Source organism: Aeromonas sp. Lyrl_2 (genome assembly GCF_051948815.1).
GTDB classification, from domain to species: Bacteria; Pseudomonadota; Gammaproteobacteria; order Enterobacterales; family Aeromonadaceae; genus Aeromonas; species Aeromonas veronii.
Genome location: NZ_JAYJLJ010000012.1, coordinates 19700 through 42185 on the forward strand (window position 1 = coordinate 19700; position 22486 = coordinate 42185).

At 61.2% G+C, this 22486-nt stretch carries 21 protein-coding genes; 10 read left to right on the forward strand and 11 right to left on the reverse strand.

Annotated elements, in window-relative coordinates:
- The first annotated feature begins 154 nt into the window (after positions 1–154).
- From VF684_RS12070 to VF684_RS12080, 3 genes are read left to right on the forward strand one after another with little or no spacing between them, the layout of a single operon-like run.
- Positions 155–676: an N-acetyltransferase family protein gene (locus VF684_RS12070; RefSeq protein WP_440174264.1), complete on the forward strand. Its 522-nt coding sequence runs from the start codon at positions 155–157 to the stop codon at positions 674–676.
- Between the two features lie 31 nt (positions 677–707).
- Positions 708–953: a DUF3624 family protein gene (locus VF684_RS12075; RefSeq protein WP_040067114.1), complete on the forward strand. Its 246-nt coding sequence runs from the start codon at positions 708–710 to the stop codon at positions 951–953.
- A 56-nt stretch (positions 954–1009) separates the two neighbouring features.
- A complete protein-coding gene (locus VF684_RS12080; RefSeq protein ID WP_440174265.1) occupies positions 1010–1756 on the forward strand; it encodes an SDR family oxidoreductase in 747 nt (248 codons plus the stop codon).
- Between the two features lie 60 nt (positions 1757–1816).
- Here VF684_RS12080 and VF684_RS12085 read toward each other — a convergent pair whose 3' ends face one another.
- The gene (locus tag VF684_RS12085; protein ID WP_440174267.1) at positions 1817–3289 is read right to left on the reverse strand and encodes a C69 family dipeptidase; all 1473 of its coding nucleotides are present in this window, start codon (positions 3287–3289) and stop codon (positions 1817–1819) included.
- Positions 3290–3762: 473 nt separating this feature from the next.
- Between VF684_RS12085 and VF684_RS12090 the strand changes: the two genes are divergently transcribed.
- Positions 3763–4218, forward strand: a complete 456-nt coding sequence (locus tag VF684_RS12090; protein WP_440174269.1) for a hypothetical protein — start codon at positions 3763–3765, stop codon at positions 4216–4218.
- 143 nt (positions 4219–4361) lie between these two features.
- Positions 4362–5513 carry an iron-containing alcohol dehydrogenase gene (locus VF684_RS12095; protein ID WP_440174271.1) on the forward strand — a complete coding sequence of 384 codons (1152 nt, stop codon included), beginning with the start codon at positions 4362–4364 and terminating at the stop codon, positions 5511–5513.
- 89 nt (positions 5514–5602) lie between these two features.
- Here the strand turns inward: VF684_RS12095 and VF684_RS12100 are convergent, their stop codons facing one another.
- The 4 genes from VF684_RS12100 to VF684_RS12115 all read right to left on the reverse strand — a co-directional run bounded on the left by VF684_RS12100 (position 5603) and on the right by VF684_RS12115 (position 9294).
- Positions 5603–6061 carry a methylglyoxal synthase gene (locus VF684_RS12100; RefSeq protein ID WP_005363178.1) on the reverse strand — a complete coding sequence of 153 codons (459 nt, stop codon included), beginning with the start codon at positions 6059–6061 and terminating at the stop codon, positions 5603–5605.
- 88 nt (positions 6062–6149) lie between these two features.
- The gene (locus VF684_RS12105; protein WP_139440903.1) at positions 6150–8261 is read right to left on the reverse strand and encodes a DUF885 domain-containing protein; all 2112 of its coding nucleotides are present in this window, start codon (positions 8259–8261) and stop codon (positions 6150–6152) included.
- 202 nt (positions 8262–8463) lie between these two features.
- On the reverse strand, positions 8464–8943 hold the full coding sequence (bfr, locus tag VF684_RS12110; protein WP_440174272.1) for a bacterioferritin: 480 nt from the start codon (positions 8941–8943) through the stop codon (positions 8464–8466).
- Between the two features lie 144 nt (positions 8944–9087).
- Complete coding sequence (locus VF684_RS12115; RefSeq protein WP_139730616.1) at positions 9088–9294, reverse strand: bacterioferritin-associated ferredoxin; 207 nt, start codon at positions 9292–9294, stop codon at positions 9088–9090.
- Positions 9295–9430: 136 nt separating this feature from the next.
- On the opposite strand from VF684_RS12115, the gene VF684_RS12120 reads away from it, so the two are divergent.
- Together VF684_RS12120 and VF684_RS12125 are read left to right on the forward strand one after the other, a co-directional pair.
- Complete coding sequence (locus tag VF684_RS12120; protein WP_005335963.1) at positions 9431–9742, forward strand: HlyU family transcriptional regulator; 312 nt, start codon at positions 9431–9433, stop codon at positions 9740–9742.
- Complete coding sequence (locus tag VF684_RS12125) at positions 9739–11805, forward strand: tRNA(Met) cytidine acetyltransferase TmcA (protein ID WP_201998078.1); 2067 nt, start codon at positions 9739–9741, stop codon at positions 11803–11805. Before VF684_RS12120 ends, VF684_RS12125 begins: the two co-directional genes overlap by 4 nt.
- Here VF684_RS12125 and VF684_RS12130 read toward each other — a convergent pair.
- Entirely contained in the window at positions 11792–12511 is a 720-nt protein-coding gene (locus tag VF684_RS12130) for an SDR family NAD(P)-dependent oxidoreductase (protein ID WP_440174275.1), read from the reverse strand. The genes VF684_RS12125 and VF684_RS12130 overlap by 14 nt on opposite strands.
- Before the next feature lie 201 nt (positions 12512–12712).
- On the opposite strand from VF684_RS12130, the gene VF684_RS12135 reads away from it, so the two are divergent.
- The 3 genes from VF684_RS12135 (at position 12713) to VF684_RS12145 (ending at position 15016) form a co-directional block, all read left to right on the forward strand.
- The gene (locus VF684_RS12135; RefSeq protein ID WP_005335957.1) at positions 12713–13729 is read left to right on the forward strand and encodes a chemotaxis protein; all 1017 of its coding nucleotides are present in this window, start codon (positions 12713–12715) and stop codon (positions 13727–13729) included.
- Between the two features lie 175 nt (positions 13730–13904).
- Entirely contained in the window at positions 13905–14384 is a 480-nt protein-coding gene (locus VF684_RS12140; protein ID WP_005354955.1) for a hypothetical protein, read from the forward strand.
- Positions 14385–14401: 17 nt separating this feature from the next.
- Positions 14402–15016 carry a superoxide dismutase gene (locus tag VF684_RS12145; protein ID WP_139440907.1) on the forward strand — a complete coding sequence of 205 codons (615 nt, stop codon included), beginning with the start codon at positions 14402–14404 and terminating at the stop codon, positions 15014–15016.
- Positions 15017–15100: 84 nt separating this feature from the next.
- On the opposite strand, the gene VF684_RS12150 is transcribed toward VF684_RS12145, so the two are convergent.
- From VF684_RS12150 to menB, 5 genes are all read right to left on the reverse strand, one after another.
- Positions 15101–16048 carry a SanA/YdcF family protein gene (locus VF684_RS12150; protein ID WP_139440908.1) on the reverse strand — a complete coding sequence of 316 codons (948 nt, stop codon included), beginning with the start codon at positions 16046–16048 and terminating at the stop codon, positions 15101–15103.
- Between the two features lie 185 nt (positions 16049–16233).
- Entirely contained in the window at positions 16234–18993 is a 2760-nt protein-coding gene (locus VF684_RS12155; protein WP_139440909.1) for a collagenase, read from the reverse strand.
- 218 nt (positions 18994–19211) lie between these two features.
- Entirely contained in the window at positions 19212–20639 is a 1428-nt protein-coding gene (menE, locus tag VF684_RS12160) for an o-succinylbenzoate--CoA ligase (RefSeq protein ID WP_139440910.1), read from the reverse strand.
- The gene (menC, locus tag VF684_RS12165; RefSeq protein ID WP_139440911.1) at positions 20632–21561 is read right to left on the reverse strand and encodes an o-succinylbenzoate synthase; all 930 of its coding nucleotides are present in this window, start codon (positions 21559–21561) and stop codon (positions 20632–20634) included. Before menC ends, menE begins: the two co-directional genes overlap by 8 nt.
- Entirely contained in the window at positions 21561–22421 is an 861-nt protein-coding gene (gene menB / locus VF684_RS12170; protein WP_005354934.1) for a 1,4-dihydroxy-2-naphthoyl-CoA synthase, read from the reverse strand. Before menB ends, menC begins: the two co-directional genes overlap by 1 nt.
- Between the last annotated feature and the right edge of the window lie 65 nt (positions 22422–22486).

Below are 22486 nucleotides of genomic sequence, written 5' to 3' on the forward strand. Positions count from 1 at the left end.
AGGCAGGATCCCCAGTGGGCTTCGATGCACCGACAAGCACGACAATGGCGCGAGGGGAAACAAGAGGTTACAGTGCCTAATATGACGCCTTGGTAACTTGTGATACAAGTCGCATTTTTGGTGCTGAGGATAAATAACCGAACAAGGACTCCCCGTGTTGACCGTACGTGCGGCCCGAACCGATGATCTGGGCGCCATCATTAATCTGGAACGCTACTGTTTTCCTCCCGAAGTCGCCTTTGGCCGCAGCCGCTGGCACTATCTGCTGGCCCACGCCAAGGGGCGTACCCTGTTGCTGCTGGACGAGAAACATCAGCTGATGGGCTATCTCTGCCTGCTGGAGCACAGAGGCTGGGATCGGCTGGTCATTCAGGCGCTGGCCATCCGCTGGACAGTGCGCCGTCTGGGCTGGGCCCGCCGCCTGCTGGAGCAGGTGATCTGCGAGGGCAAGGCCGCTGGCTGGGGGGCGATTCGCCTCGAAGTGGCGGATGCCAACGCAGAGGCGCTGGCGCTCTATCAGGGATTGGGATTTCGTCCCCAGCAGCGGCTGGCGGACTACTATGGCCGCGACCAGCACGCCCACCGACTGGTGCTGCCGCTGGTGAGCGACGATGAGCGTGAGCGGCGCAGAGTGGCTCGCACTCAGGCTCGCAAGCCCTCTTCACGGGCCAACTGATCATGTTGAACGAGCAGAATCGAGGAGCAGGATGAGCTGTGACAACTGCCTTGCCACCGCCATCAGGGCCAAGCTGGGGCGCTGCCCGGTCTGTGCCATCCAGACCTTTGTCATCGGTCTGAGTGGCTGGCTGGTCTGGTGGTGGTGCGGCGCTGATACCTCGGTCAACGCCCTCACCGGCCTGCTGTTTGCGCTGGGTGGCTCGGGCCTGTTGCTGCTCCATCTGGTGGTATTTGTCTGGCGCAAGGCGACCGGACGTGAATTGAGCGATGAATGAATCTGAATAGATTCAAACAGATAAATAACAATATCGGTGTAGATATGGAGGTTCAGATGATTGCAATGGTAACGGGCGCCTCGTCCGGGTTTGGTGAAGCCATCAGCCGCCAGCTGGTGCAGGCGGGCTACAAGGTGATCGGCACCGGTCGCCGTGCCGAGCGGCTGGCTGCGCTGGCTGACGAGCTGGGCGAGCAGTTCCTGCCGCTGGCGTTCGACGTGCAGGACAAGGCGGCCACCCGCGCCGCCATCGCCGGACTGCCAGCCGAGTGGAGCGAGGTGGATCTGCTGGTCAACAACGCCGGTCTGGCGCTGGGGCTGGAGCCGGCCCACAAGGCGGATCTGGAAGATTGGGAGCAGATGATTGCCACCAACATCAGCGGTCTGACCCTGCTTACCCGCCTGCTGCTGCCGGGCATGGTGGCGCGCAATCGCGGCCACATCATCAATATCGGCTCCATCGCGGGCACCTACCCCTATCCGGGCGGCAACGTCTACGGCGCCACCAAGGCGTTTGTGAAGCAGTTCAGCCTCAACCTACGTGCCGATCTGGCGGGCACCGCCATTCGCGTCACCAATGTGGAGCCGGGCCTGTGCGGCGGCACCGAGTTCTCCAACGTGCGCTTCCACGGTGACGATGCCAAGGCGGCCTCCGTCTATCAGGGGGTGGAGGCGATCCAGCCGGAAGATATCGCCAATACCGTGCTCTGGGTGAGCCAGCAACCGGCCCACGTCAACATCAACAGCATCGAGATCATGCCGGTGGCGCAGACTTTCGGCCCGCTCAATATCAGCCGTCGCTGATCGCTGCATTGGTTGAAACAAAGAGGCTCCCGTGGGAGCCTCTTTGCATTGGCGAGCCGATTAGAGGCTCATGATCTTCTTGAACTCCTCCGGCGAATACTTCTTCTCGCTGCGCTTGGTCAGATCCGTCATCAGCTTGTAGCGCAGCGTTTTGGCCATCTGATAGGCCTGCTCCAACTGGCCATAGGAGTAGTCGGCGGCCAGCCCGATGGCGGTAGCCTTGTCGCTGGCGTAGGCCTGCTTCAGGCTCTTGTCGAGGATGGCGACCTCCTTATAGAGCTTGTTGCTCTCCTTGCTCCAGACGCCGCGCAGCAGCGGCAGGTACTTGTCCGGATCGGCGCTGGCCAGCGCGGTCAGGCTGCGGAACTGCCAGTAGGCGGAATCATCGGAGTAGCTGTCGCTGCCGGTGCGATAGGGCAGGGGATAGTTTTCCAGGGTGTTGTAGAGCGGCACCATCACCGATTCGGCCAGCACGCCATAGCTCTGCCAGATGAGCCCCTGCAGCTCTTTGGGCATCTCCTTGCGCAGCTGGATGACGTGGGATTCCAGCTGGCGATCGACGCGGATCGGCCGCTCCGCCTTGCCGGCCAGCGGTGTGCTGTCATAGGTGGCGCTCAGCACCCTGGCTACGTCCGGCACGGCGATGGGGGCATCCGGCTTCATAAAGAGCGGATATTGCGCCTGCCGGGTCGCCTGTTTGTGGGAGGCCGTCAGCATGTTCTGGCCGAGCCACTCCCGATCCACGTTGTAGGGATCGGCAATCACTCCGAACGCCTTGGCGAAGTTGAAATCTTTCGGGTCGGCGTTATCCAGCAGTTTGTGCTCGCGCACGAACTCCAGCAGCTTGGGCGAGTGCAGCACATCGGCGCTGTCGAGATTGACGCCGTGGATCCGCAGACCGTTGGCCACCATGGCGTAGCTGTCGTCCGGGACCCGCACCGCAATCCAGTGGTGGCCGGAGCCAATTTCCATCAGCCAGGCTTCGTTCACATCTGCCAGATAGAGGCTGTTGCCCTCACCGGCGCCATATTGCTCCACATAGCGTCCAAGCAGCTCGACCCCCTCTTTGGCTGTTTTGACCTGCGGCAGGATCAGGGTCGGGATGATGGCCTCGATGACCCCCTTCTCGATCAGCGGGTCGGCTTTCCGGGCCTTGTCGTTGACCTCGGCACTGGTGGTGGCCGAGATGGCGACGTTGAACTCGTTGATGCCGCGCTCTTCATAATATTTGCCTGCCGGATCGCTGGTGGTGGCATCCCAGTCGTGAATGGCGGAGTAGGCGAAAAATGCTTTGGGCATCGGCACTTCCAGCCCGTTGCCCAGTTTCCAGACTTTGCCCTCGTTCTGCTGCGCGGGCCGGAAGGCGAGGAACTTGTTCCAGTTGTTGACGCCAAAATCCTCGTTTCTGGCGATCATTACGCTGCCGTCGGCGCTGGCCCCCTTGCCGACGATAAGGCCGGTACAGGCGTCGGCACTGGTGCCAAGCAGGGTGAGCAGGGTGGCGGAGAGAAGACTCAAGGTGTGTTTTTTCATAGGTGTACCCGAAGGGTTGTGGTGAGTGAGAGTCAGACGAGGGGATGAGGTGTGGGGAGGCTGCAACTCCGAACTGGCAGCGGAGTGAGCACGGCAGATTGGTCTGCCTGTTATTGGTTTTTCGAACAGATCATCCATGACACGGCTGGCTGGTTGTGATGTGCGCCAAAATTGTATTCCCGAGTGGTTGTTTATTTTGTGATCGAGCTGCGGTTCCTGACTTTTCTCTGGCGTCGTGGTACGCGGACGGCGAAGTGTGCCAAAACAGCGTGAACCGGCAGCAGATGAGTCATGATTCTGACGCCAGTTTGCGTGGGGGACGTGGTGAGATCCGCCATATCTCTGGATCTCGCACTATCTGACAAGTTGGCCTGTAACTTGCTGGTTTAATTGATAATGGTGGGGCCTGACGCCCCATGTGACCGGATCAGCCTGTGCCCATTGCCGCAGATGCGCACCGAATTGGAGCCCCCATGGATATCAAACCCTACAGCCAGCAGCTTGCCCAGAGCGCCTCCAACAACCGCGCCCTCGCCACCCTCAACAGTGCCAGTGGCGGCGGTCAGGGTGGTGGCTGGGAGGAGATGGTCAGCCTCTCCACCCAGCGCATGACCGGCCAGGCCCAGCAGGTGCTGACCTACGAACATCTGGCCAAGAACAACAAGTTGCCACCGGCGCTGGATATGAGCTCCGACAAGGGGGGCGTGGTGCAGCAGCTGGTGGACAAGGCGCTCGGTTTCGATCGCAAGAAGTTCAACGAGATCGAAGAGAAGCTCAAGACCATCGCCGATAACAAGAAGCTGACGCCGGAAGAGCGTGCGGAGCAGAGCAAGCCGCTCAACGAACAGCGAGAGGCGATGCTCAAGGAGGCGATGGATCGCCTGACCGGCAAGAAGAGCTCATCCAAAGATGAGGTCAAAACCGCCTGATCCTGCCGTTGTTCTGAGCTCTACCCGGTCGGCACCGATGGGCCAGTGTCGACCGCCGATGGGCAAGCTTCTGCCACCTCTTTTGACCTCACCTCCCCACAGGCGCACAATGTCCGCGCATTGAGCCAGTCGAGGAGTCCGCTGTGTACAACTTCCAATATGCCAATCCGACCCGCATCTGTTTCGGCGAGGGGCAGATCGCCAGCCTGCCCGAACTGATCCCGTCCGGCAGCCGGCTGCTGGTGCTCTACGGTGGCGGCAGCATCAAGCAAAACGGCGTCTATGAGCAGCTGACCCGGGCGCTGGAAGGGGTGACGTGGCAGGAGTTCTCCGGCATCGGCGCCAACCCCAGATTCGAGCTGTTGATGGAGGCGGTGGCGCAGGTGAAGCGCGAGCGCATCGACTTCCTGCTGGCGGTCGGTGGCGGCTCGGTAGTGGATGGCACCAAGTTTGTCGCGGCGGCCGCCTGCTATGAGGGGGATGATCCCTGGGATATCTGCGGTAAACAGGCGAGTGTGCACAAGGCGCTGCCGATGGGCTGTGTGCTGACCCTGCCAGCCACCGGCTCCGAGAGCAATCCCACCTCGGTGGTGAGCCGCGGGGATGTGAAGATCTCCTTCAGAAGCTCGCTGGTGCAGCCGCAATTTGCGGTGCTCGACCCGACCACCACCTACAGCCTGCCGCCGTGCCAGACCGGTAATGGAGTGGTGGATGCCTTCGTCCATATTGCCGAGCAGTACCTCACCTTTCCGGTCGGCGGCGAGGTGCAAGATAGGCTGGCGGAAGGTTTGCTGCAGGTGCTGGTGGAGAACGGCCCCAAGGCGCTGGCGGAGCCGACCAACTATCAGGTGCGGGCCAATCTGATGTGGGCGGCCAGTCTGGCGCTCAACGGGCTTATCGGTTGCGGAGTGCCGCAGGATTGGGCCTCTCACGCCATCGGCCATCAGCTGACGGCGCTCTACGGGCTGGATCATGGCCAGAGTCTGGCGGTGGTGCTCCCCTCACTGTTGCGTGAGCGGGCGAGCCAGAAGCAGGACAAGCTGGCCCAGTTTGCCGAGCGGGTGTGGCATTCGACCCGCGAGGACAAGGCCCTGCGCATCGAGGAGGCGATCATCCGTACCGAGCAGTTCTTCCAGAAGATGGGATTGGGGACTCGGCTGGCTGACTATGGCCTCAGCGAAAGTTGCATTCCGGCGGTCTGTTCCAATCTCAAGCGGGTGGGGCGCACCGCGCTCGGTGAGCAGCAGGATATCGACCCGGATCGGGTGGCGCGCATTCTCGCCCGGGCGCTATAAGCCGGTGTCGGTTTGTTTCCTTGGCTGATGCATTTTCCCAATTAAAGAGGGCCGCTTTTTGCGGCCCTCTTGCATGACGGGTTAGCCGATCACTCGGTGCGCGCCTTGAGATAACCGGCGTAGTCCGGGATCTGTACGCTGAACGCTTGCCGCATATGGGGGCTGTCCATGATGAAGTCGGCGGTCGCTTCGTTGGTGGCAACCGGGATATTCCACACCGCAGCCAGCCGCAGCAACGCCTTCACGTCCGGATCGTGGGGCACCGCATTGAGGGGATCCCAGAAGAAGATCAGCACGTCGATCTTCCCTTCGGCGATCAGGGCGCCAAGCTGCTGGTCGCCCCCCATGGGGCCGGAGAAGAGGCAGGTGATGGGCAGTTGTGCCTTCTTGCCGAGCATGGTGCCGGTGGTGCCGGTCGCATAGAGATGGTGGAGCTTGAGCTCCTCCTTGCGGCGCATCACCCAGTTCAGCAGAGGGGTCTTCATGTTGTCGTGAGCCACCAGTGCCACCCGTTTGTGGGGTGCCATCTCGCGTGCAATCTGTTCCATGGAAATCGTCCGTAGCATTGTTATTGGAAGAGAGTCGTATCCTAATCGAAAGCGGCGCCCGTTGCCTTGCCGGGCGCCGTAACTGTGATCACTTCGACTGTTCAATCCACTGCTTGTTCTTCTGCTCCAGCACCGAGATGGGCAACATGCCGTATTCCAGCACATGGTGGTGGAACGCCTTGAGGTCAAAGCCTCCGCCCAGTGCCTGCTCGGCCGACTCCCGCATCCGGATCAGCGCCAGCTGGCCCGCCTTGTAGGAGGTCGCCTGACCGGTGTAGGCCATGTAGCGCGGCACCTCGGAGCTGATGTCCCCCGCCCCCAGCGCCGAGTTCTCCTTCATGTAGTTGACAGCCTGATCGTGGCTCCAGCCATACCAGTGGATACCGGTATCCACTACCAGCCTCATCGCCCTGAGCATCTCCTCGTTGAGGCGGCCAAAGTATTGCAACTGGTTGTTGAAGGCGGATGATCCCTCGACCTTCACGTCTCCTACCGCCGGATTATAGAGGCCCCGTCCCTGATAGAGCCCCATGTCGTGATCCGCCAGGTACTCGGTGTAGAGCGCCCAGCCCTCCGCATAGGAGGTGTAGGAGGCGTTAGCCACGTACTGCGGGAAGTCGGGATCCTTGGCGGCTAGCTCCTGGGCGATGGTGATCTGGAAGTGGTGACCCGGCGCCGCCTCGTGGGCCAGCAGGGTGCTGATGTTCCAGCTCTGCAGACCATAGGGGTAGTATGTGTTGAGGAAGAACTGCCCCTTGCGGCCGGTCTGCGGGTTGCCGTCCTGATACCAGGCTACCCCGCCGTATGGCGCATCTTCATAGGAGACGGGGACCACCTCGTAATCCAGTTTGGGAATGGTACGTTCGGCATCGAAGAAGTCTGGCAGCACCAGTGCTGCTTTGCTCTTGAAGACGTTGTACTCCTGCAGTGCCCGCTCGTGTTCGGCCAGCGCCTGCTGCTGTGGCCCGCTCAACGTCGCCTCGGCTGCATTGTCTGGGTTGAGGCCGGCGGACCAGACCTCTAGCGGGTTCTGATAGAAGAAGGCCGGCTCGTTCAGATAGCGGAAGAAGGCGTAGATCTGGCCGCTCTGCTTGCTCTGGCTCACGTCGTCGCTGTCACACTTGCCGACGGAATGGCATACCTTGACCATGGCAGCGAAGATCCGCTCTACCTCGCTCAATCCCAGCTCATGTACCTGCTCGGGTGTCATATTGGTGGTGGTGTGCTTCTTCAGCAGCCAGCGATACCAGTCTCGCCCGTTGGTCATGCCACAGAAACCGTCGTCACACTCGCCACTACCCAAGCGCACTGCATAGGCGCCGCCATGCTGGTAATCCAGATAGTCGCGCAGCGCCAGATAACGGCTGTTGATGCTGTCCAACACGGCTTTGTAGTCTGCTCGCAGTGTGGCATCTGCATCCCCTGGCAACTGCTGCCAGCCGAGGTAGGAGCCGGCGATCGCCTCCCCATCCAGCTTGCTGTTGAGCTGGGCCAGCAGCCGGTCTACCAGCTCATCAGGCAAGGTGTTGCCCTGAACACTGGCCAGCTCGAATTGGTGTTTCACCTCGGCAAGATAGACATCATAGGCCTTGAGCCAGGTGAGGTGTTCCTGATACCAGGCCAGCGGGGTCATTGTTGTCTTTGCTCGAGTTGCCATTGCAGGTGCCGGAGCTGTGTCTGTGCGGTCGAGATCCCGTCGCCATGCGCCATCACCCGGCGTGACCCTGTCGGCCGAGCTGTGCTCGAAATAGTCGAATTCACCGCTGACGGTGCGAGCCGCTTTGCCGCTGGTAGGGGCTGCTCCGACGTCATCTGCCAGATCCACCACGCGGTTGCGGAAGTGATGGATCGGGATCTGGGATTGGGGTAAATCGTATCCTTCAAGATTGATCTGCAAGTCCCAGCGGATCATGTCGTAGAACAGCCGATCCCGCTCACTTAGCACCGTAGGATCCAGAGCATTCAGTCGTTGGATCAGTGAACTGTCGAGTGTTTTGCGCTTGGCGATGCTGGTGGCATCGATGGCAAAACCGTAGGGGTCGAGCGACTGGCTCTCGCGCAGGGCTTCATCCATGGTCTGCATCAGGGATGCTTTGGTGGCTGCGGGATCTGCAGGTGCGTTCGAGCTGTTGTTATTGCAGGCGGCAAGAGACAGGGCAATGGCGCAGGCTAGCGCGAGCTTGTTGGGTAGGAAGTGCATGATGTAGTCCTTTCACATGTTGTTATTGTATGTCCCTGTGAGGGGCCCCAATAGTGCAACTCCCAAGCGTCTGTTTTTGCGATCTGAATAGCAAAAATACGCTTATTTTTCATGCTGATAAGTGGTGTGAAAAGCTATGCAGCTAGACATTAAAAAACCCGCCTGAGCGGGTTTTTTAATCATTTTTTCATGCCATAACTATTCATGATGAACCGTGGTGCAGTTGCGACTGCTGGTAGTTCTCCAGCCCGATGCGATCGATAAGGTCTAGCTGGGTCTCCAGCCAGTCCACGTGCTCCTCCTCATCCTCCAGGATCTCCTGGAACAGGCCGCGGCTGATGTAGTCCTGCACCGACTCGGCATAGGCGATGGCTACCTTGAGGTCGGGGATGGCATCCATCTCCAGCGAGAGGTCGCAGCGCAGCATCTCTTCCACCGTTTCACCGATACGCAGCTTGCCCAGATCCTGCAAATTGGGCAGCCCTTCGAGAAACAGCACGCGCTTGACCAGCTCGTCGGCGTGTTTCATCTCATCGATAGACTCGTGATACTCCTTGTGCCCGAGCGCCTTGAGGCCCCAGTCATCGTAGATGCGGGCATGCAGGAAGTATTGGTTGATGGCAATCAGCTCATTGGCCAGCACCTTGTTGAGGTGGGCAATGATCTTGGGATCTCCTTTCATCGACTGTGCTCCTTGGTTCGTGCCTGAGGCTCCGATCGTTAGAGCTTAGTCCAGAAAAGTGACAATAAGAGGTCTGGCGAGCCAGCTCGCCTGAGAAAAGGGGTGACCCTGTTGGCGGGTCGCATCAGAAAAGAGGTGTCCGGATCAGGCCACTTCGTAGTAGAGCACGGGTTGCTCCTGCTCCATCTTGTCGAGTTCGGCGGCGATGATCTCCATGGTCATGCGTACGCATTTGCCACACTGGGCGCCCACCTCGAGCGACTGCTTGAGCTGGCGGAATTCGCTTTTACCTGACTGCACCGCTTTGCGGATCTGGGAATCTGTGATGCCGCGGCACAAACAGACGTACATGATGGTCACCTCTTGTGGAATGAGATGAAATCTAAATGAGAATGGTTCGTAGTGCAAATGGCCATTGGTAATAAGATCCCCTGCTTGCCACTGTGTAACCCCTTGGGGACAATGCTGGCAACCAGAGGAGATCACCATGCTCAAGAAACTGTTCAGCGCCCTGTTCGGGGGCGAGCCGACCAAGGCGCCGGAAGTCACTCCCACCGAATATGCCGGCTATCTCATCTATCCGGAACCCATGGCCGAAGGTGGCCAGTACCGACTGGCAGGGCGGATCACCAAGGAGCTGGACGGCGTGTTGCAAACTCACCGTTTCATCCGCTCCGATCTGTTTGTCAATCCGGCCGATGCCGAGCGTTTCATGGTGCAGAAGGCTCACACCTTTATCGATCAGATGGGAGATCGCATGTTCGAGCCCCGCAAACCGGCTGACAGCCAAGCTTCATGACACAGCAAGAGGTCACCCTGCTGCGCGAGGCGCTGGCCCGCGCCGGTGAGCGGCGCATGATCTGGCTGGAGGGGGAGGAGGCCGAGTGCATTGCCCGCGCCCAATCCCTGCTCGGCGAGACCGTCTTCTGGCTGGGTGCCGGGCCCGAGAGTTATGCCCCGCAACCCGCCGCCAAGGCGCTGCAGCGGCTCGGTCAGGAGTGCGACACGCTGGTGTTCAACGCCTTCAGCGGCTTTCATCCCGACGCCTTCGGGGCGCTGGCGGGCACTCTATGCGCCGGTGGCTTGCTGTTGCTGCTGACGCCGCCCAGAGTAGAGTGGCCTTCATGGCCGGATCCTGACCGGATCCGGCTGGTGGCCCAGCCGGAGGAGGCGGGCCGGGCCGGCCACGGCTTTATCGCCCGGTTGGTACGGTTGCTGGAAGGTGATCCTGCCCTCTCTCTGGATCCGCCGGTTTGCTCGCAGCCGTGGCAACCGATTGGGCCGGAGCGCAGGCTGAGCAGCGATCAGACACGGGCACTGCCCGCTATACACAAGGTGTTGCACGGCCATCGTCGTCGGCCGCTGGTGCTAAGTGCCGACCGCGGTCGTGGCAAGAGTGCGCTGCTGGGGCTGGCTGCCGCCGAGCTGCTGCGCCAGCAACCCGCGCTGAACATAGTGGTGACGGCCCCCTCGCAGGCAACGGTAGCGACCCTGTTTGCCCACGCAGCTCGCGGGCTAGATACCACGCCTGAACAGCTGACCGGACTGAGCTACTGCTCGCCGGATCGGCTGGTGCACGAGGCGATGAATCCCGATCTGCTGCTGGTGGATGAAGCGGCTGCCATTCCGACCCCGCTGCTTGAGGCTATGCTGGCCCGCCACAGTCGCATCGTGTTTGCCACCACCGAGCACGGTTACGAAGGGACGGGGCGCGGTTTTCACCTGCGTTTCAAGCGGGTGCTCGATAGCCAGACCCCGGAGTGGCAGGAGATCCACCTCTCTGAGCCCATTCGCTGGAGTAAGCGCGATCCGCTGGAGCCGCTGATTTTCCGCCTGCTCGGCCTCAATGCCGAAGTGGCAACTCCCTTGCCGCCGACCAGCCCGAGCTGGCGTCTGGTCAGTCAAGAGGCGCTGGCGAGCGACGAGGAGTTGCTCAACCAGCTGTTCGGCCTGTTGGTGCTGGCTCACTACCAGACTACGCCGAGCGATCTCAGGTCCCTGCTTGAGAGTCCGGATCTCGACATCCATCTGCTGGAGCAGGATGCGAGCCTGCTGGGAGTGGCGCTGGTGGCGCGGGAAGGGGAGATAGAGCCCGAGCTGGCCGAGGCGATCTGGGCCGGTCGCCGCCGTCCGCGCGGCCATCTGCTGCCCCAGTCGCTGCTGGCCCACGCCGGTTTCAAAACGGCGGGGGGGCGCAGCTACGCCCGGGTGATGCGTATCGCCATCCATCCCAAGCTGCACCGGCACGGACTGGGTTCGCTGTTGCTTGGCAGGCTTGAAGTGCATTATCGTCAGGTGGGGATCGATTACCTCGGTTCTGCCTTTTCGGCCAGCGCCGCCCTGCTCCCCTTCTGGCGCAAGGCAGGACTGACGGTGCTGCGCATTGGTCTGCAACGGGATGCCGCCAGCGGCTGCCACGCAGCCCTGCTGCTAAAGGCGCTGAAACCCGAACATGAGCCCGAGTTGGATCAGTGGCAGCAGCGTTTCATTCGCCAGTTGCCGACCCTGCTGGCAGTCGAGCTGAAAGGATTGGATCCCGAGTTGGTATGGCAATGCCTGCAAGGCCGCACCGTCACCGCGCCGGAGCTTGGCGAGTACGAGCGCGATGAGGTTGAGTGCTTTGCCCTGCATCACAAGCCGTTCGAACTGAGCCAGTCGAGCTTGCAGTTGTGGCTGGCGCGCAATCTGGCAGTGCTGGCTTCACTGACTCCTGACGAACGTTCTCTGCTGATTGCCCCCATCTGGCAATACGCAGAGTGGGGGGCGTTGGCTGCGAGGTTGCAGTTGGCGGGTAAGCCAGCAGTTATCAAGGCGCTGCGGGCACTGCTGGCACGTCTCTTGGGTTCCCCTACCACTCGATAGGATTGCCCTGCCAGTCGAGAAAGCTCAGTTCACCATCCGGTTGCAGCCGGTTCATCAGGTTAATCAGATGGTCGGCTACCAGCTCGGGACTCTGCACATTTCCTGGCGGTACATTGGCGTGAAACGGGCGAGAGAGTTGGGTATCCACTGTGCCGGGATGGAAGGCTAGCAATTTGACGCCGGGGGCCCGCCGGGCCAGCTCGATGGCGGCACACTTGAGCAGCATGTTAAGGGCGGCCTTGGATGCGCGATAGCCATACCAGCCGCCCGCTCGGTTGTCGCCAATGCTGCCGACCCGAGCGCTGAGAACGGCCAGAGTGCAAGGCTCGCGGCCAAACAGCGGTAACAACTGGCTGATCCAGCGCAGCGGCAGCAGTGCGTTGGTCTGGTAGAGGCGGGCCATGGCATCGAGATTGATTGTTTCGAGTCGCTTCTCTGGCTGGATTTCCCCCTGATGCAGGATGCCGTTGCAGATCACCACCCGATGCGGTCTCGGTGCCAACTCCGCGATGCGGGCTACCGCAGTTGCCATCTTCTCATCGCTGTAATCACAACATAGCCAGTGCAGACCCGGCGATGAGAGGCCAGCAGGTGCGGGCTGACGGCTGATGGCAATCACTGGCCCGACACCCGCCGCCAACCAGTGTGTCACCAGAGCCGCCCCGATCCCGCCAGAAGCGCCAATCACGACGATGCCTTCACTCATCTCAGGCTCCTTGTGAGTACATGATGGATTTCTCCATCTGCCAATGTTGTCCTGATTGGCAGATACGATCGTGCCAGCCTGCGGGATCAAGCGGTTAACGCTGCAATCTTGCCGAGATCCGAGCCGTTGGGTGAATTCCATTCCTATACTGAGGGAAAACCGCAGCGGTCTGCTGCCCGCGCAACCAGAATGAGAGTCACCATGATGTCCAAAGATGGGGAAGAGCGTAAATCTATCCTGACCGAAAGTGGCACCAACGAGCTTGAGATCATCGAGTTTCACCTCAAGAAGCAGCTACCGGACGGCCGTGAAAAAACCGCTTATTACGGGATAAACGTCGCCAAGGTGCGCGAGGTGATCCGGGTGCCGGAGACCACAGATTACCCCAATGCCCAGCGCCATATGGTGGGGGTCTTCTCCCTGCGGGATCGGCTGATCCCGCTGGTGGATCTGGCGGGCTGGCTCGGCATCAAGACCAACCCGGACCCCAGCCACAAGGTGGTGATCGTCACTGACTTCAACAAGATGGCCAACGGTTTTCTGATCGACAGTGTCAGCAGGATCCACCGGGTCTCTTGGGAGGATGTGGAGTCCCCCAGCCAGTTTCTGGAAGCGGGGGAGAACGACTGCGTGGTGGCTGTGGTCAGGCGCGATGGTAACCTCATCATGATCCTCGATTTCGAGAAGATCATCGCCGACATCAATCCCGAACTCAGCATGGAGAAGTACGACGTCACTCAGGACCGCAAGGTGCTCATCGACGATCGCATGATGGCGCTGCGCCAGGGCAAAACCATCCTGGTGGTGGATGACTCGGCCTTTATCCGCAAGATGATCGAAACCACCCTGCGCACCGCCGGTTACAACGTGATCACGGCCAAGGACGGGGGAGAGGGGCTGGAGATGATGACGGATTTCGATCGTCTGGCCCAGGAGGAGAGAATGCCGGTGACCGGCTTCGTCAATGCGGTGATCACCGATGTGGAGATGCCGCGCATGGATGGCATGCACCTGCTCAAGCGGCTGCGGGATACCCCCTCCTACAAGGAGATGCCCATCGTGATGTTCTCCTCCCTGATGAGCGATGATAACCGCCAGAAAGCACTGCAACTGGGGGCCAACGATACCATCACCAAGCCCGAGATAGGGCGCATGGTGGGGATGATGGATCACATGCTGCTGGGGATCGCCCCGCCTTCGCCCGCCAACAACATCTGACCTGCCGTTAACTTCCAATTGTCCGGTCGAATCCACTGACCGGTTGCCTCAAGCGGCCACTCCTTGCCAAGGAGTGGCCGCGCTGTTTTGGCTGTTTGCTGCGATCCCGACGCCCCTTGTCTCCCGGATATGATTCGTGCAATGATAATTATTATCATTTGTTGGTGTGGAGCATATGACAGCAACTTGGGTGAAGGGGTGGGTCGAGTCGACCGAAGGTGGCAGCAGCATGAGTCACTGGAAACAGCAGACCAGAGAGGGCAACCGGCTGTTTGACTGCGGCGAGTATCATCAGGCGCTAGCTCATTATCAGCAGGCGCTCTGGCTGGCTCGTCAGCAATTGGTGCAGTGGCATGACGCCGATGAGGCGGTGGCGGCGCTGGTTGTGGCTCACCACAATCTGGCGGATCTGCTGGTGGCCATGACTCTGCCCGATCGCGCCGCCGACCTGCTCTGCTATGTGCACGACTGCCTGCTGGCGACCTGTCACTCCCCCGCTTGCTCCTCTCGCCTGCGAGAAGCCGCGTTGCGCCATACCCGCACAACCCGTGCCGAGTTGCTGACGTTCGTACAGCGCCACGGCAGCCACGCCGGGATCATGCGTTCGCTCGGTCACTGCCTGTGTCAGAGCGAGCCCTCATCCCGGCTCCATTAATCCGAACAGAGGTCATCATGAGCCATACCCTGCCTGCCCTGAACTATGCCTACGACGCACTGGAACCCCATATCGATGCCCTGACCATGGAGATCCACCACAGCCGTCATCACCAGACCTATATCAACAACCTCAACGCCGCACTGGAAGGGGCGCCAGAGCTGGCCGCACTGCCGGTTGAGGATCTGCTGCGCCGCTTCGACACCCTGCCAGCCGCCCTGCAAGGGGCGGTCCGCAACCATGGTGGCGGCCATGCCAACCACTCCCTGTTCTGGCTGGTGATGAGCCCGCAGGGGGGCGGTGAGCCGGGTGGTGAGCTGGCTCTGGCCATCGAGCGGGAATTGGGGGGATTTGATGCCTTCAAGCAGGCTTTCACTCAGGCTGCCCTGAGCCGCTTTGGCAGCGGCTGGGCCTGGCTGGTGGTGGACAAGGCGGGCAGATTGCAGGTGGAGAGCAGTGCCAATCAGGATAGCCCCCTGATGCATGGCCATACCCCGATCCTGGGGCTGGATGTGTGGGAGCACGCCTACTATCTCAAGTACCAGAACAAGCGTCCTGACTATATCGCAGCCTTTTATCAGGTGGTGGATTGGGCCGAAGTAGTCCGCCGCTATCAGGCGGCGCGAGGCTGACTTGGTCGCTGTGAATTGGTTTGCAGTACAGCCGCCACAACCCGCGCTGTAATAACAAGACCCGCCAGTTGGCGGGTCGTCTGTTTATGGTGTGGCAGTGCTGACGCTGGCGGCTGAAGGGGTCATCGGCAATGTGGGCAAGGCCGCGCTGGGCATCTCGGCGGCGGTTTCTGCCGCGGATTTGGCGGGAGTGACCGGCTCAGTGGCTGCCGCAGCGGATACAGCAGGGTTGAGTTGTGCTGTCGCGGCCGAGGCAGATGGAGTAGCCGACTCGGTGGTAACCGCGACAGAGACTGCCGCTGGCTTGGCCTCATCCACCGCCGGTTTGGGTTGTTTTAGGCAGGGTTGCAGGCTGCCGATGGTGCTCAGTGACTGGCAAGGTACAGGCAGACCGATGGGGACCGGTGCCCCGAGGAACTTGGGCCCCTTGTCCAGTACATAGAGGTCGAGCAGCCCCATCAGGCGGGCAAAGACTTCCCGCACCCGGGTGCGGATCCCCTGATAGGCGCTGGGATCCTCGGCATTGAAGCCGACCGCATCGATACCGAAATGGCGAGCGATGAAAATGGCCCGCTCGTTATGAAAGCCTTGGGAGACCACGGTAAAGCGCTCCTGGCCGAACACCTCCTTGGCGCGAACCACAGAGTCGAGGGTGCGGAATCCGGCGAAATCCATATAGATGGCAGAGGCGGGGATGCCCGCCTTGATCAGGGCGCGGCGCATCTGGCGTGGCTCGTTGTACTGCACGGTGGCGTTGTCACCGGAGACGATGATGAAGTCCACCTTGGCATTGTTATAGAGCTCGGCCGCCGCCTTGATACGGTATTTGAAGTAGTGGTTGGGGCCGCCACCGGAGAGATATTTGGAGGTACCCAGCACCACCGCAACCCGGTTGTAGGGCACCTTGTCCACCCGATCGTAGGTGTAGTGACGGGCATCCGAGACGATCCACTCGCTGTAGCCCAGCAGCATGGCAATCAGGGCCAGCAGCAAAACGAGGCAGGCGAGGAGGATCTTGGCAAACTTCTTCATGCGCGGTGCGGTCAGGGTCTGAAGTTGGGAGTGGCTATCGGCATTCTATTACAACTCGGCCGCTGGCGTCAGGCTTGATAACGGGCGGGCACCTCATTCGGGCAGAGGTTGTCGCAGCAGAAGAGGGAGTGCGGGGGAAAAAGCGAGGGGCTGCGGTGGCTGCCCCTCTTTGTGTTGGATGTCTATCAGTGGGCGGAGTCGTTACCCTTGCAGGCGTCTGACTCCTTGTTGGCTTGCCACCAGGGCAGCAGATCCCGGGCGAGCCACGCCTGATAGGCGTCGCTGTCGTTGGCGATCAGGCGGTCCAGCTCCCCTTCGAAGTCGCTCATCGCCTGCTGTCGATCCGGATTGCGCAGCGCCTGTGCCAGCGCCAGCCAGCTGGCGCCGCGACCGGTATCGTTGAGGAAACGGTGCACGGTATAGGACCAGGAGTAGACCATCTCGCCACCCTGGTCGTAGTCAAGGTGGAGGATCGCCGCCAGTGTCGGGCGCTGGTTGGCGGGGCGGTTTGCCACGTTATCCAGACCCCGGGCAAAGCACTGGCCGTGGGCAATGTACTCTGCAATCCCCTCGGCCCACCAGGTGGTGCGGTTGAGTGGATAGTGGCCGAAGCTGCCGTACTGGTTGAAGCGGCCATCCAGATAGTGAACGTACTCGTGGCGCAGGTTCCACACCTGGAAGGCAGGGCGTTTCCACTCCGCCTCATAGGCGAAGAAGCGGGCCTGATTGCCGGGGCGAGCCGGATCCCCCTCGATATAGATGCCGCCATTGTCGGTGGAGACGCCAAACAGCGCGCTGCCGTAGCGGCCCCAGTCGGCGGAGGAGTTGAAGATCACCAGCTCCAGCGCTTCGTTGTGATCATCGGCCACCGGTTGCCAGCCAGTCTCCATCTGCTGATGGAAGCGCAGCTCTTCATCACCCAGCTCGCGGCAGATCCCTTCGGCCTGAGCCTGGGTCAGATCCTGGGCGCGCAGACGCAGGGTGGGCGAGCAGGTGTGCTCGAACGGCAGAATATCTTCCATGCGGATCGGGGTACAGAGCCCGGCGAACTCGCCACTGATACAGGCTTCGCTGGTGCGATCCGTGTAGGTGAGGTAGTAGCTGGAGAGGGTCAGGGAGACCTCTTCCAGCATGGCAGCCGGATGCAGGCCACCCGGGACCAGCCCCTGCTGGCGCATGATAGCGATGACATCGCGATCCAGCTGCTGGCGATAGGCGATCGCCTTATCCGGGCTGGTGTGATGGAGGTAGCGCATCATCTGGTAGAGGCGGCTGTGGGCATCGAGGATGTTGTTGAAGATAAACAGATCCCGTGAGCCATCGCGCTGTTTCCAGAGGGCCAGCTCGCTCAGGCCCAGTTGCAGCAGGCTCTGGCGCAATGTCGCCTCCTGTTGCAGCACTGCTGCGCTGAAGTCAGCCTGCTGACCGTAAGAGGCGCTCTGATCGACCAGATTGAGCAGCTCGAACAGGCCATCGGCCCAGGGTTTGTGGCCATTGATCTGTTCCGCATGTTGCACCGCATAGCCGAGCGCCTGGTTGAGCTGGGCCAGCATGGGGGCGGCACTCTGGCGGAAGGCGGCTTGGCCAAGTTGTCCCTGCGCCGCTACGCTCCAGGCTTCCAGCACTGTGCCAGCCTGATCCTGTGGTTCGGCACCCAGCAGCAGGGGGTGGTTGAGCAGATCAATCATTACCCCGGCCAGAGCCCGGGCGGCCTGATCACTCTCTTTGCCAACGCCGCCATGGTAGTTATGGGCGCGCACATAGTAGAGCAGCTTGTCCATTGCCGGATGGGTCGGCTGGTTGGCCGCCAGCAGGGCACGCATGCCGCGAACCACCGCCATCAGCTTGGCGTCATCGTGGCCGTAATCCGCCTGCCAGGCAGGGCTGTTCTGGCCGCTCACGTCGGCCACCAGTTTGGCGGCATCGCTGTCGAGCAGATCCACATCGGGCTGCTCTGGCTCGGAGCAGAGACGACCGTTGGCGCGGCGGCACTCCAGCTGCTCCTCCTTGCTGGCCAGCACGATGGGGCGATTGAGCACCCGACTCTCCTGCCACTCTTTGCTCTCTGGCAGGGGTTGCCACTCGCCGCCGGCGACCGGGTATTGGTAGCCGCTATCTTGCAACGTTACCTGAACCTCGTTGCCAGCGGGGATCACCTGACGGCAGATGCGATAGCGGATGGTGTTGCTCCCCTCCTTGCGCTCCTGCGGCTCATCACACTCCTGCTGAGGAGTGAGCTGATCCAGCTGCCACTGATAGCGGCGCCAGACATGGAGCTCGCTGACCTGAGCGGCAGCCTGACTGCCTGCCACCGGTTGCAGACGGAAGAAGATCTGCTCCAACCGGCCATCCCGTTCACTCGGGGTCTCTTCAAGTACCTGCAACTGCTGCCAATCCTGCGGCTGATAGTGCCACTCCGACTCGGCGCAGCGGCCCTGTGCGTTGAGTTCGCAGCGATCCAGCTCCCTTTCGCTCTGACCCAGGATGATGGCTTGTGGCAGCGGCAGACGATCCTGCCGCTGGGCGGTCGGCGTGCCCGCCAGCTGCTCCCAGCGACCCTGCTTGAGGCCATAACCAAAGTCATAACTGCTGGCGGGAATGAGCTTGCCCGCCGGAATCCGATCTTCACAGCGCATGAAGCGGATCTGCCAGCCCGCATCTACCTTGAGCTGCGGCTCGCCACACTGCTGTTCGGCGAGGGCCGCGAGATCGCTGCTCTGCCAGTCGAAGCGACGGTAGACCCTGAGCTGCTGGTAAGGAGCATTGCTGCTGCGCGCCTTGAGCTCGTAGGTGATCTCGGTGATGCGAGCGGCCAGTTGCCGGCTCGATTCGCCAGTCAGCTGATACTGTCGCCAGTCATTGGGGGAGTAGTTGGCTTGCGCCGAGGATGTAGCCAAAAGCAGGGGGCCTGCCAGCAGCAGCCACCCGGTACCTGAACGGTTCATTTTTATCCCTTTGTTCTTGTTTGTGTATTGTCTTGCGAGTAATCGCAAGGCAATTTAAACAGTTCCAAAGGGATATCAATTGCCAATTAAAAATCAGATAAATCAATAAGATGGTGGCTTTTTGAGTCTGATCGAATTATCGTGGGTTGGCGCCGCAGTGAGGACTCACATGTTTCTTTTTTGTTTTCAAAGAAGATCGGGAAATTGTGAGTCCGATCTCATTCAGCTTGTCGTGCCCGAGTGGTCTGTTGTCGGGCTACCTTGCCCAGCAGTTGGCGAGAAGGCTTGAGATTGCCGCCAAGATCGGGCCAGGGGAGCCAGTGGTCGGGCACCATAAAGCCGGGCAGGGCGCTGCGGATCCAGGCTGCCAGTTCCGAGTCGGGAACAGGTTCGCCGTGCCAGTCGATAAAGGCGGCGGGGCGTTGCCCCCACTCGTCGCTCGGCACCGGCACCACCAGCGCCTGGGCGACAGCGGGATGATCTACCAGTCGCTGCTCGATGGTTTCGGGCTGGATGTTTTCGCCACCCGAGATAAAGAGGTTATCGAGCCGCCCCTCTACCAGCAGTTCCCCTGCCGCAGTGAACCTCCCCTTGTCGCGGGTATGAAACCAGCCCTCGTCATCGAGGGGTCGTTCCAGCTCGCCATCTCGGTAGTAACCGGCAAACAGGGTGGCGCCGCGCACGCAGATCTCCTGCTCCCTGATGCACACTTCCCGTCCCGGTAGCGGTTTGCCAACTACGCCTGCATCGCCGGGGATAGCGGTGCAGACCTGGCTCCCCATCTCGGAGAGACCATAACTCACCTTGGGTTCGAGCCCCATGGCGCAGAGGCGGCTCACCAGCGGCTGCGGGATGGCGGCTCCACCGAGCAGCAGTTCACGCAATCGGGTGCGAGCAGGGTCAAAACCCTCTGCGAGCAGGCGCCAGAGCTGGGTTGGCACCAGCGAGAGATGGGTAATGGGTTGCTGTTCAAGCCGCGCCTTGAGCGGCTGACTGCGATCGTCCAGCACCAACGTGGCGCCCGCCAGAAAGACCCGAAACAGGATGGCATAGCCGCCGGCATGAAACAGCGGCAGGGAGAGCAGCCAGCCGCAGGCCTCATCGAGGGGAATGAGGCTGGCAGAGCCGCGTGCCGAGGCAAGATGGTTGCAGAGCCGATGCACCACAGCTTTCGGCGTGCCGCTGGAGCCCGAGGTGAGGATCATGTTGTTGAGCTGGGTCGATTCCAGCGGCCACGCTTCCTCGCTTGCCGGCAGTTCGCGCGTGAAGTCGAGCTGCAAGGGCTGCCAGTTGTCTGCCGGGATCTCCCCTGCCGACCAGAAGGCATCGGCATCGAGTTGCACCGCCAGCTCGCGCTGCTTTTCTAGGGGGAAGGCGGGGTTGAGCGGGCAGAACACCACGCCGCTGCGTACGCAGGCCCACGCCAGCAGCACATCTTCCAGCGCACCGCGCACCACCGCCGCCAGATGAGCGCCACGGCGCACTCCGGCTTGTTCCAACTGTTGGCACAGGCTGTTAAGGCGGGCATCGAGCTGGCGATAACTGAGGGGCGAGGCTGTGTGGATGGCAATGCGGTTCGGGGCTGTGATTGCCCGGTGGCGTACCGGGCAAGGTGTCTGTTCGGGTGAACGTGTGGGTTCAATCACGGTAATACAGTTGCTCCAGTCGGCTCAGATCCGGTTTGCCATCTTCCCCCAGCAGGTTGCCCGCCATCCAGCGGCGGGTATCCAGACCCGGCGCCTGTTCGGGAGCCCATTCGCTCGCCAGATGAAAGAGCTGGTTCAGGCCCAGATCCGATTCGAAACAGGAGGAGATGATCACCTTGAGCCGCAGTTCGCGGGCGCGGGCGATCAGCGCTTCGCAGTTGGCGAGTGAACCGAGCAGGGTAGGCTTGAGCACCAGCGCGCGCAGTTGCGGGATCGGCTCCCACGGCTTGCCTTGCGCCAGCAGCTCGTCCAGCGCCACCGGCATGCCGGTGCGGTTGGCGACAAAGGCGATGTCGGCAAAATCGGCACAGGGGTCTTCCAGATACTCGATGCGATTCGGGTCGAGGTGGCCGCAGAAGGTCCACGCCTCCTCGCGAGTCCAGCCCTGGTTGGCGTCCAGCACCAGCTTGAGGGAGGGGAGGCGATCGCACAGCAGGCGGATCAGTGCAAGCTCGTCACGCATCGGGTAGCGCGCCACCTTCAGCTTGGCCTTGCCGGGCGTGCGGTGCAGCCACTCTTTCCAGTTGCGCAGCAGCTCCTGGGGGGAGCCTTGAATGAGGGGATAGGGTTCCGGCAGCGGGTTGCGCTGCTCGGGCCATGTCCGGCGCGCGCAGTCGAGGCCAAATTGCACCGACGGCAGCACGGGGTTCGGGGTATCGCCGGCGGCCAAGGCCGCCAGCGTGGCAAGGGCTTCCGCCTCTGCCTGTTGCAGGCTCTCTTTCGAGAAGCCGGGCAGGGGGGCGATTTCCCCCCAGCCGTCGTTGACGCGCACCAACAGCCCCTCTCGCGCCACCTCCACCTTGCCGTGAAAGGTCAGTGGCTGGGTAAAAGGCAGTTGATAGCGATACAGGGCGAGTGTCATCAGGGGTTCCGCTTGTATTTGGAGAAGTCGGGGCGACGCTTTTCGTTGAAGGCGTTGCGGCCTTCCTGACCCTCTTCGGTCATGTAGAACAGCATGGTGGCATTGCCAGCCAGCTCCTGCAAGCCCGCCTGACCATCACAGTCAGCGTTGAGTGCCGCTTTCAGGCAACGCAGCGCCATCGGGCTGTTTTGCAGCATTTCACGGCACCAGCGCACGGTTTCGCGCTCCAGTTCCGCCAGCGGCACGACAGTGTTGACCAGACCCATGTCGAGGGCTTGCTGAGCATCGTACATGCGGCAGAGGAACCAGATTTCGCGGGCCTTTTTCTGGCCGACGATGCGAGCCATGTAGGAAGCACCCCAACCGCCATCGAAGGAGCCCACTTTCGGGCCGGTCTGGCCAAACTGGGCGTTGTCGGCGGCGATGGTCAGGTCACACATCATGTGCAGCACGTGGCCGCCCCCGACTGCGTAGCCCGCTACCATGGCAACCACAGGTTTCGGGCAGGTGCGGATGTCGCGCTGGAAGTCGAGCACGTTGAGGTGGTGAGTCCCCTCGTCATCCCGGTATCCACCGTAGTCGCCACGGATCTTCTGGTCGCCGCCGGCGCAGAAGGCTTTCTCGCCAAAACCGGTCAGGATGATGGTGCCGATCTGATCGTCATAACGGGCATCGGCCAGCGCCTGCAGCATCTCTTTGACTGTGCGGGGGCGGAAGGCGTTGCGCACCTGGGGACGGTTGATGGTGATCTTGGCAATGCCATCGTTGGACTTGTGATAGAGGATGTCCTCGTAACCGGCGGAGCAATCCTGCCACTCAACCGGAGCGTACAGTTCCGCTTCCGTCATTGCTTCAATCATGGTTTTTTCCTTCTGATCTGGGAGAGTGCAGTTGAGCACCGAGTTGAACTCTGAGTTGAGCAATC

Bases quoted from the DNA above. Each gene is read 5' to 3' on its own strand.
- VF684_RS12075 (WP_040067114.1), top strand. From the start codon at position 708: ATGAGCTGTGACAACTGCCTTGCCACCGCCATCAGGGCCAAGCTGGGG.
- VF684_RS12080 (WP_440174265.1), top strand. From the start codon at position 1,010: ATGATTGCAATGGTAACGGGCGCCTCGTCCGGGTTTGGTGAAGCCATC.
- VF684_RS12085 (WP_440174267.1), bottom strand. From the start codon at position 3,289: ATGAAAAAACACACCTTGAGTCTTCTCTCCGCCACCCTGCTCACCCTG.
- VF684_RS12090 (WP_440174269.1), top strand. From the start codon at position 3,763: ATGGATATCAAACCCTACAGCCAGCAGCTTGCCCAGAGCGCCTCCAAC.
- VF684_RS12100 (WP_005363178.1), bottom strand. From the start codon at position 6,061: ATGGAACAGATTGCACGCGAGATGGCACCCCACAAACGGGTGGCACTG.
- VF684_RS12105 (WP_139440903.1), bottom strand. From the start codon at position 8,261: ATGCACTTCCTACCCAACAAGCTCGCGCTAGCCTGCGCCATTGCCCTG.
- bfr (WP_440174272.1), bottom strand. From the start codon at position 8,943: ATGAAAGGAGATCCCAAGATCATTGCCCACCTCAACAAGGTGCTGGCC.
- VF684_RS12115 (WP_139730616.1), bottom strand. From the start codon at position 9,294: ATGTACGTCTGTTTGTGCCGCGGCATCACAGATTCCCAGATCCGCAAA.
- VF684_RS12120 (WP_005335963.1), top strand. From the start codon at position 9,431: ATGCTCAAGAAACTGTTCAGCGCCCTGTTCGGGGGCGAGCCGACCAAG.
- VF684_RS12125 (WP_201998078.1), top strand. From the start codon at position 9,739: ATGACACAGCAAGAGGTCACCCTGCTGCGCGAGGCGCTGGCCCGCGCC.
- VF684_RS12130 (WP_440174275.1), bottom strand. From the start codon at position 12,511: ATGAGTGAAGGCATCGTCGTGATTGGCGCTTCTGGCGGGATCGGGGCG.
- VF684_RS12135 (WP_005335957.1), top strand. From the start codon at position 12,713: ATGATGTCCAAAGATGGGGAAGAGCGTAAATCTATCCTGACCGAAAGT.
- VF684_RS12140 (WP_005354955.1), top strand. From the start codon at position 13,905: ATGACAGCAACTTGGGTGAAGGGGTGGGTCGAGTCGACCGAAGGTGGC.
- VF684_RS12145 (WP_139440907.1), top strand. From the start codon at position 14,402: ATGAGCCATACCCTGCCTGCCCTGAACTATGCCTACGACGCACTGGAA.
- VF684_RS12150 (WP_139440908.1), bottom strand. From the start codon at position 16,048: ATGAAGAAGTTTGCCAAGATCCTCCTCGCCTGCCTCGTTTTGCTGCTG.
- VF684_RS12155 (WP_139440909.1), bottom strand. From the start codon at position 18,993: ATGAACCGTTCAGGTACCGGGTGGCTGCTGCTGGCAGGCCCCCTGCTT.
- menC (WP_139440911.1), bottom strand. From the start codon at position 21,561: ATGACACTCGCCCTGTATCGCTATCAACTGCCTTTTACCCAGCCACTG.
- menB (WP_005354934.1), bottom strand. From the start codon at position 22,421: ATGATTGAAGCAATGACGGAAGCGGAACTGTACGCTCCGGTTGAGTGG.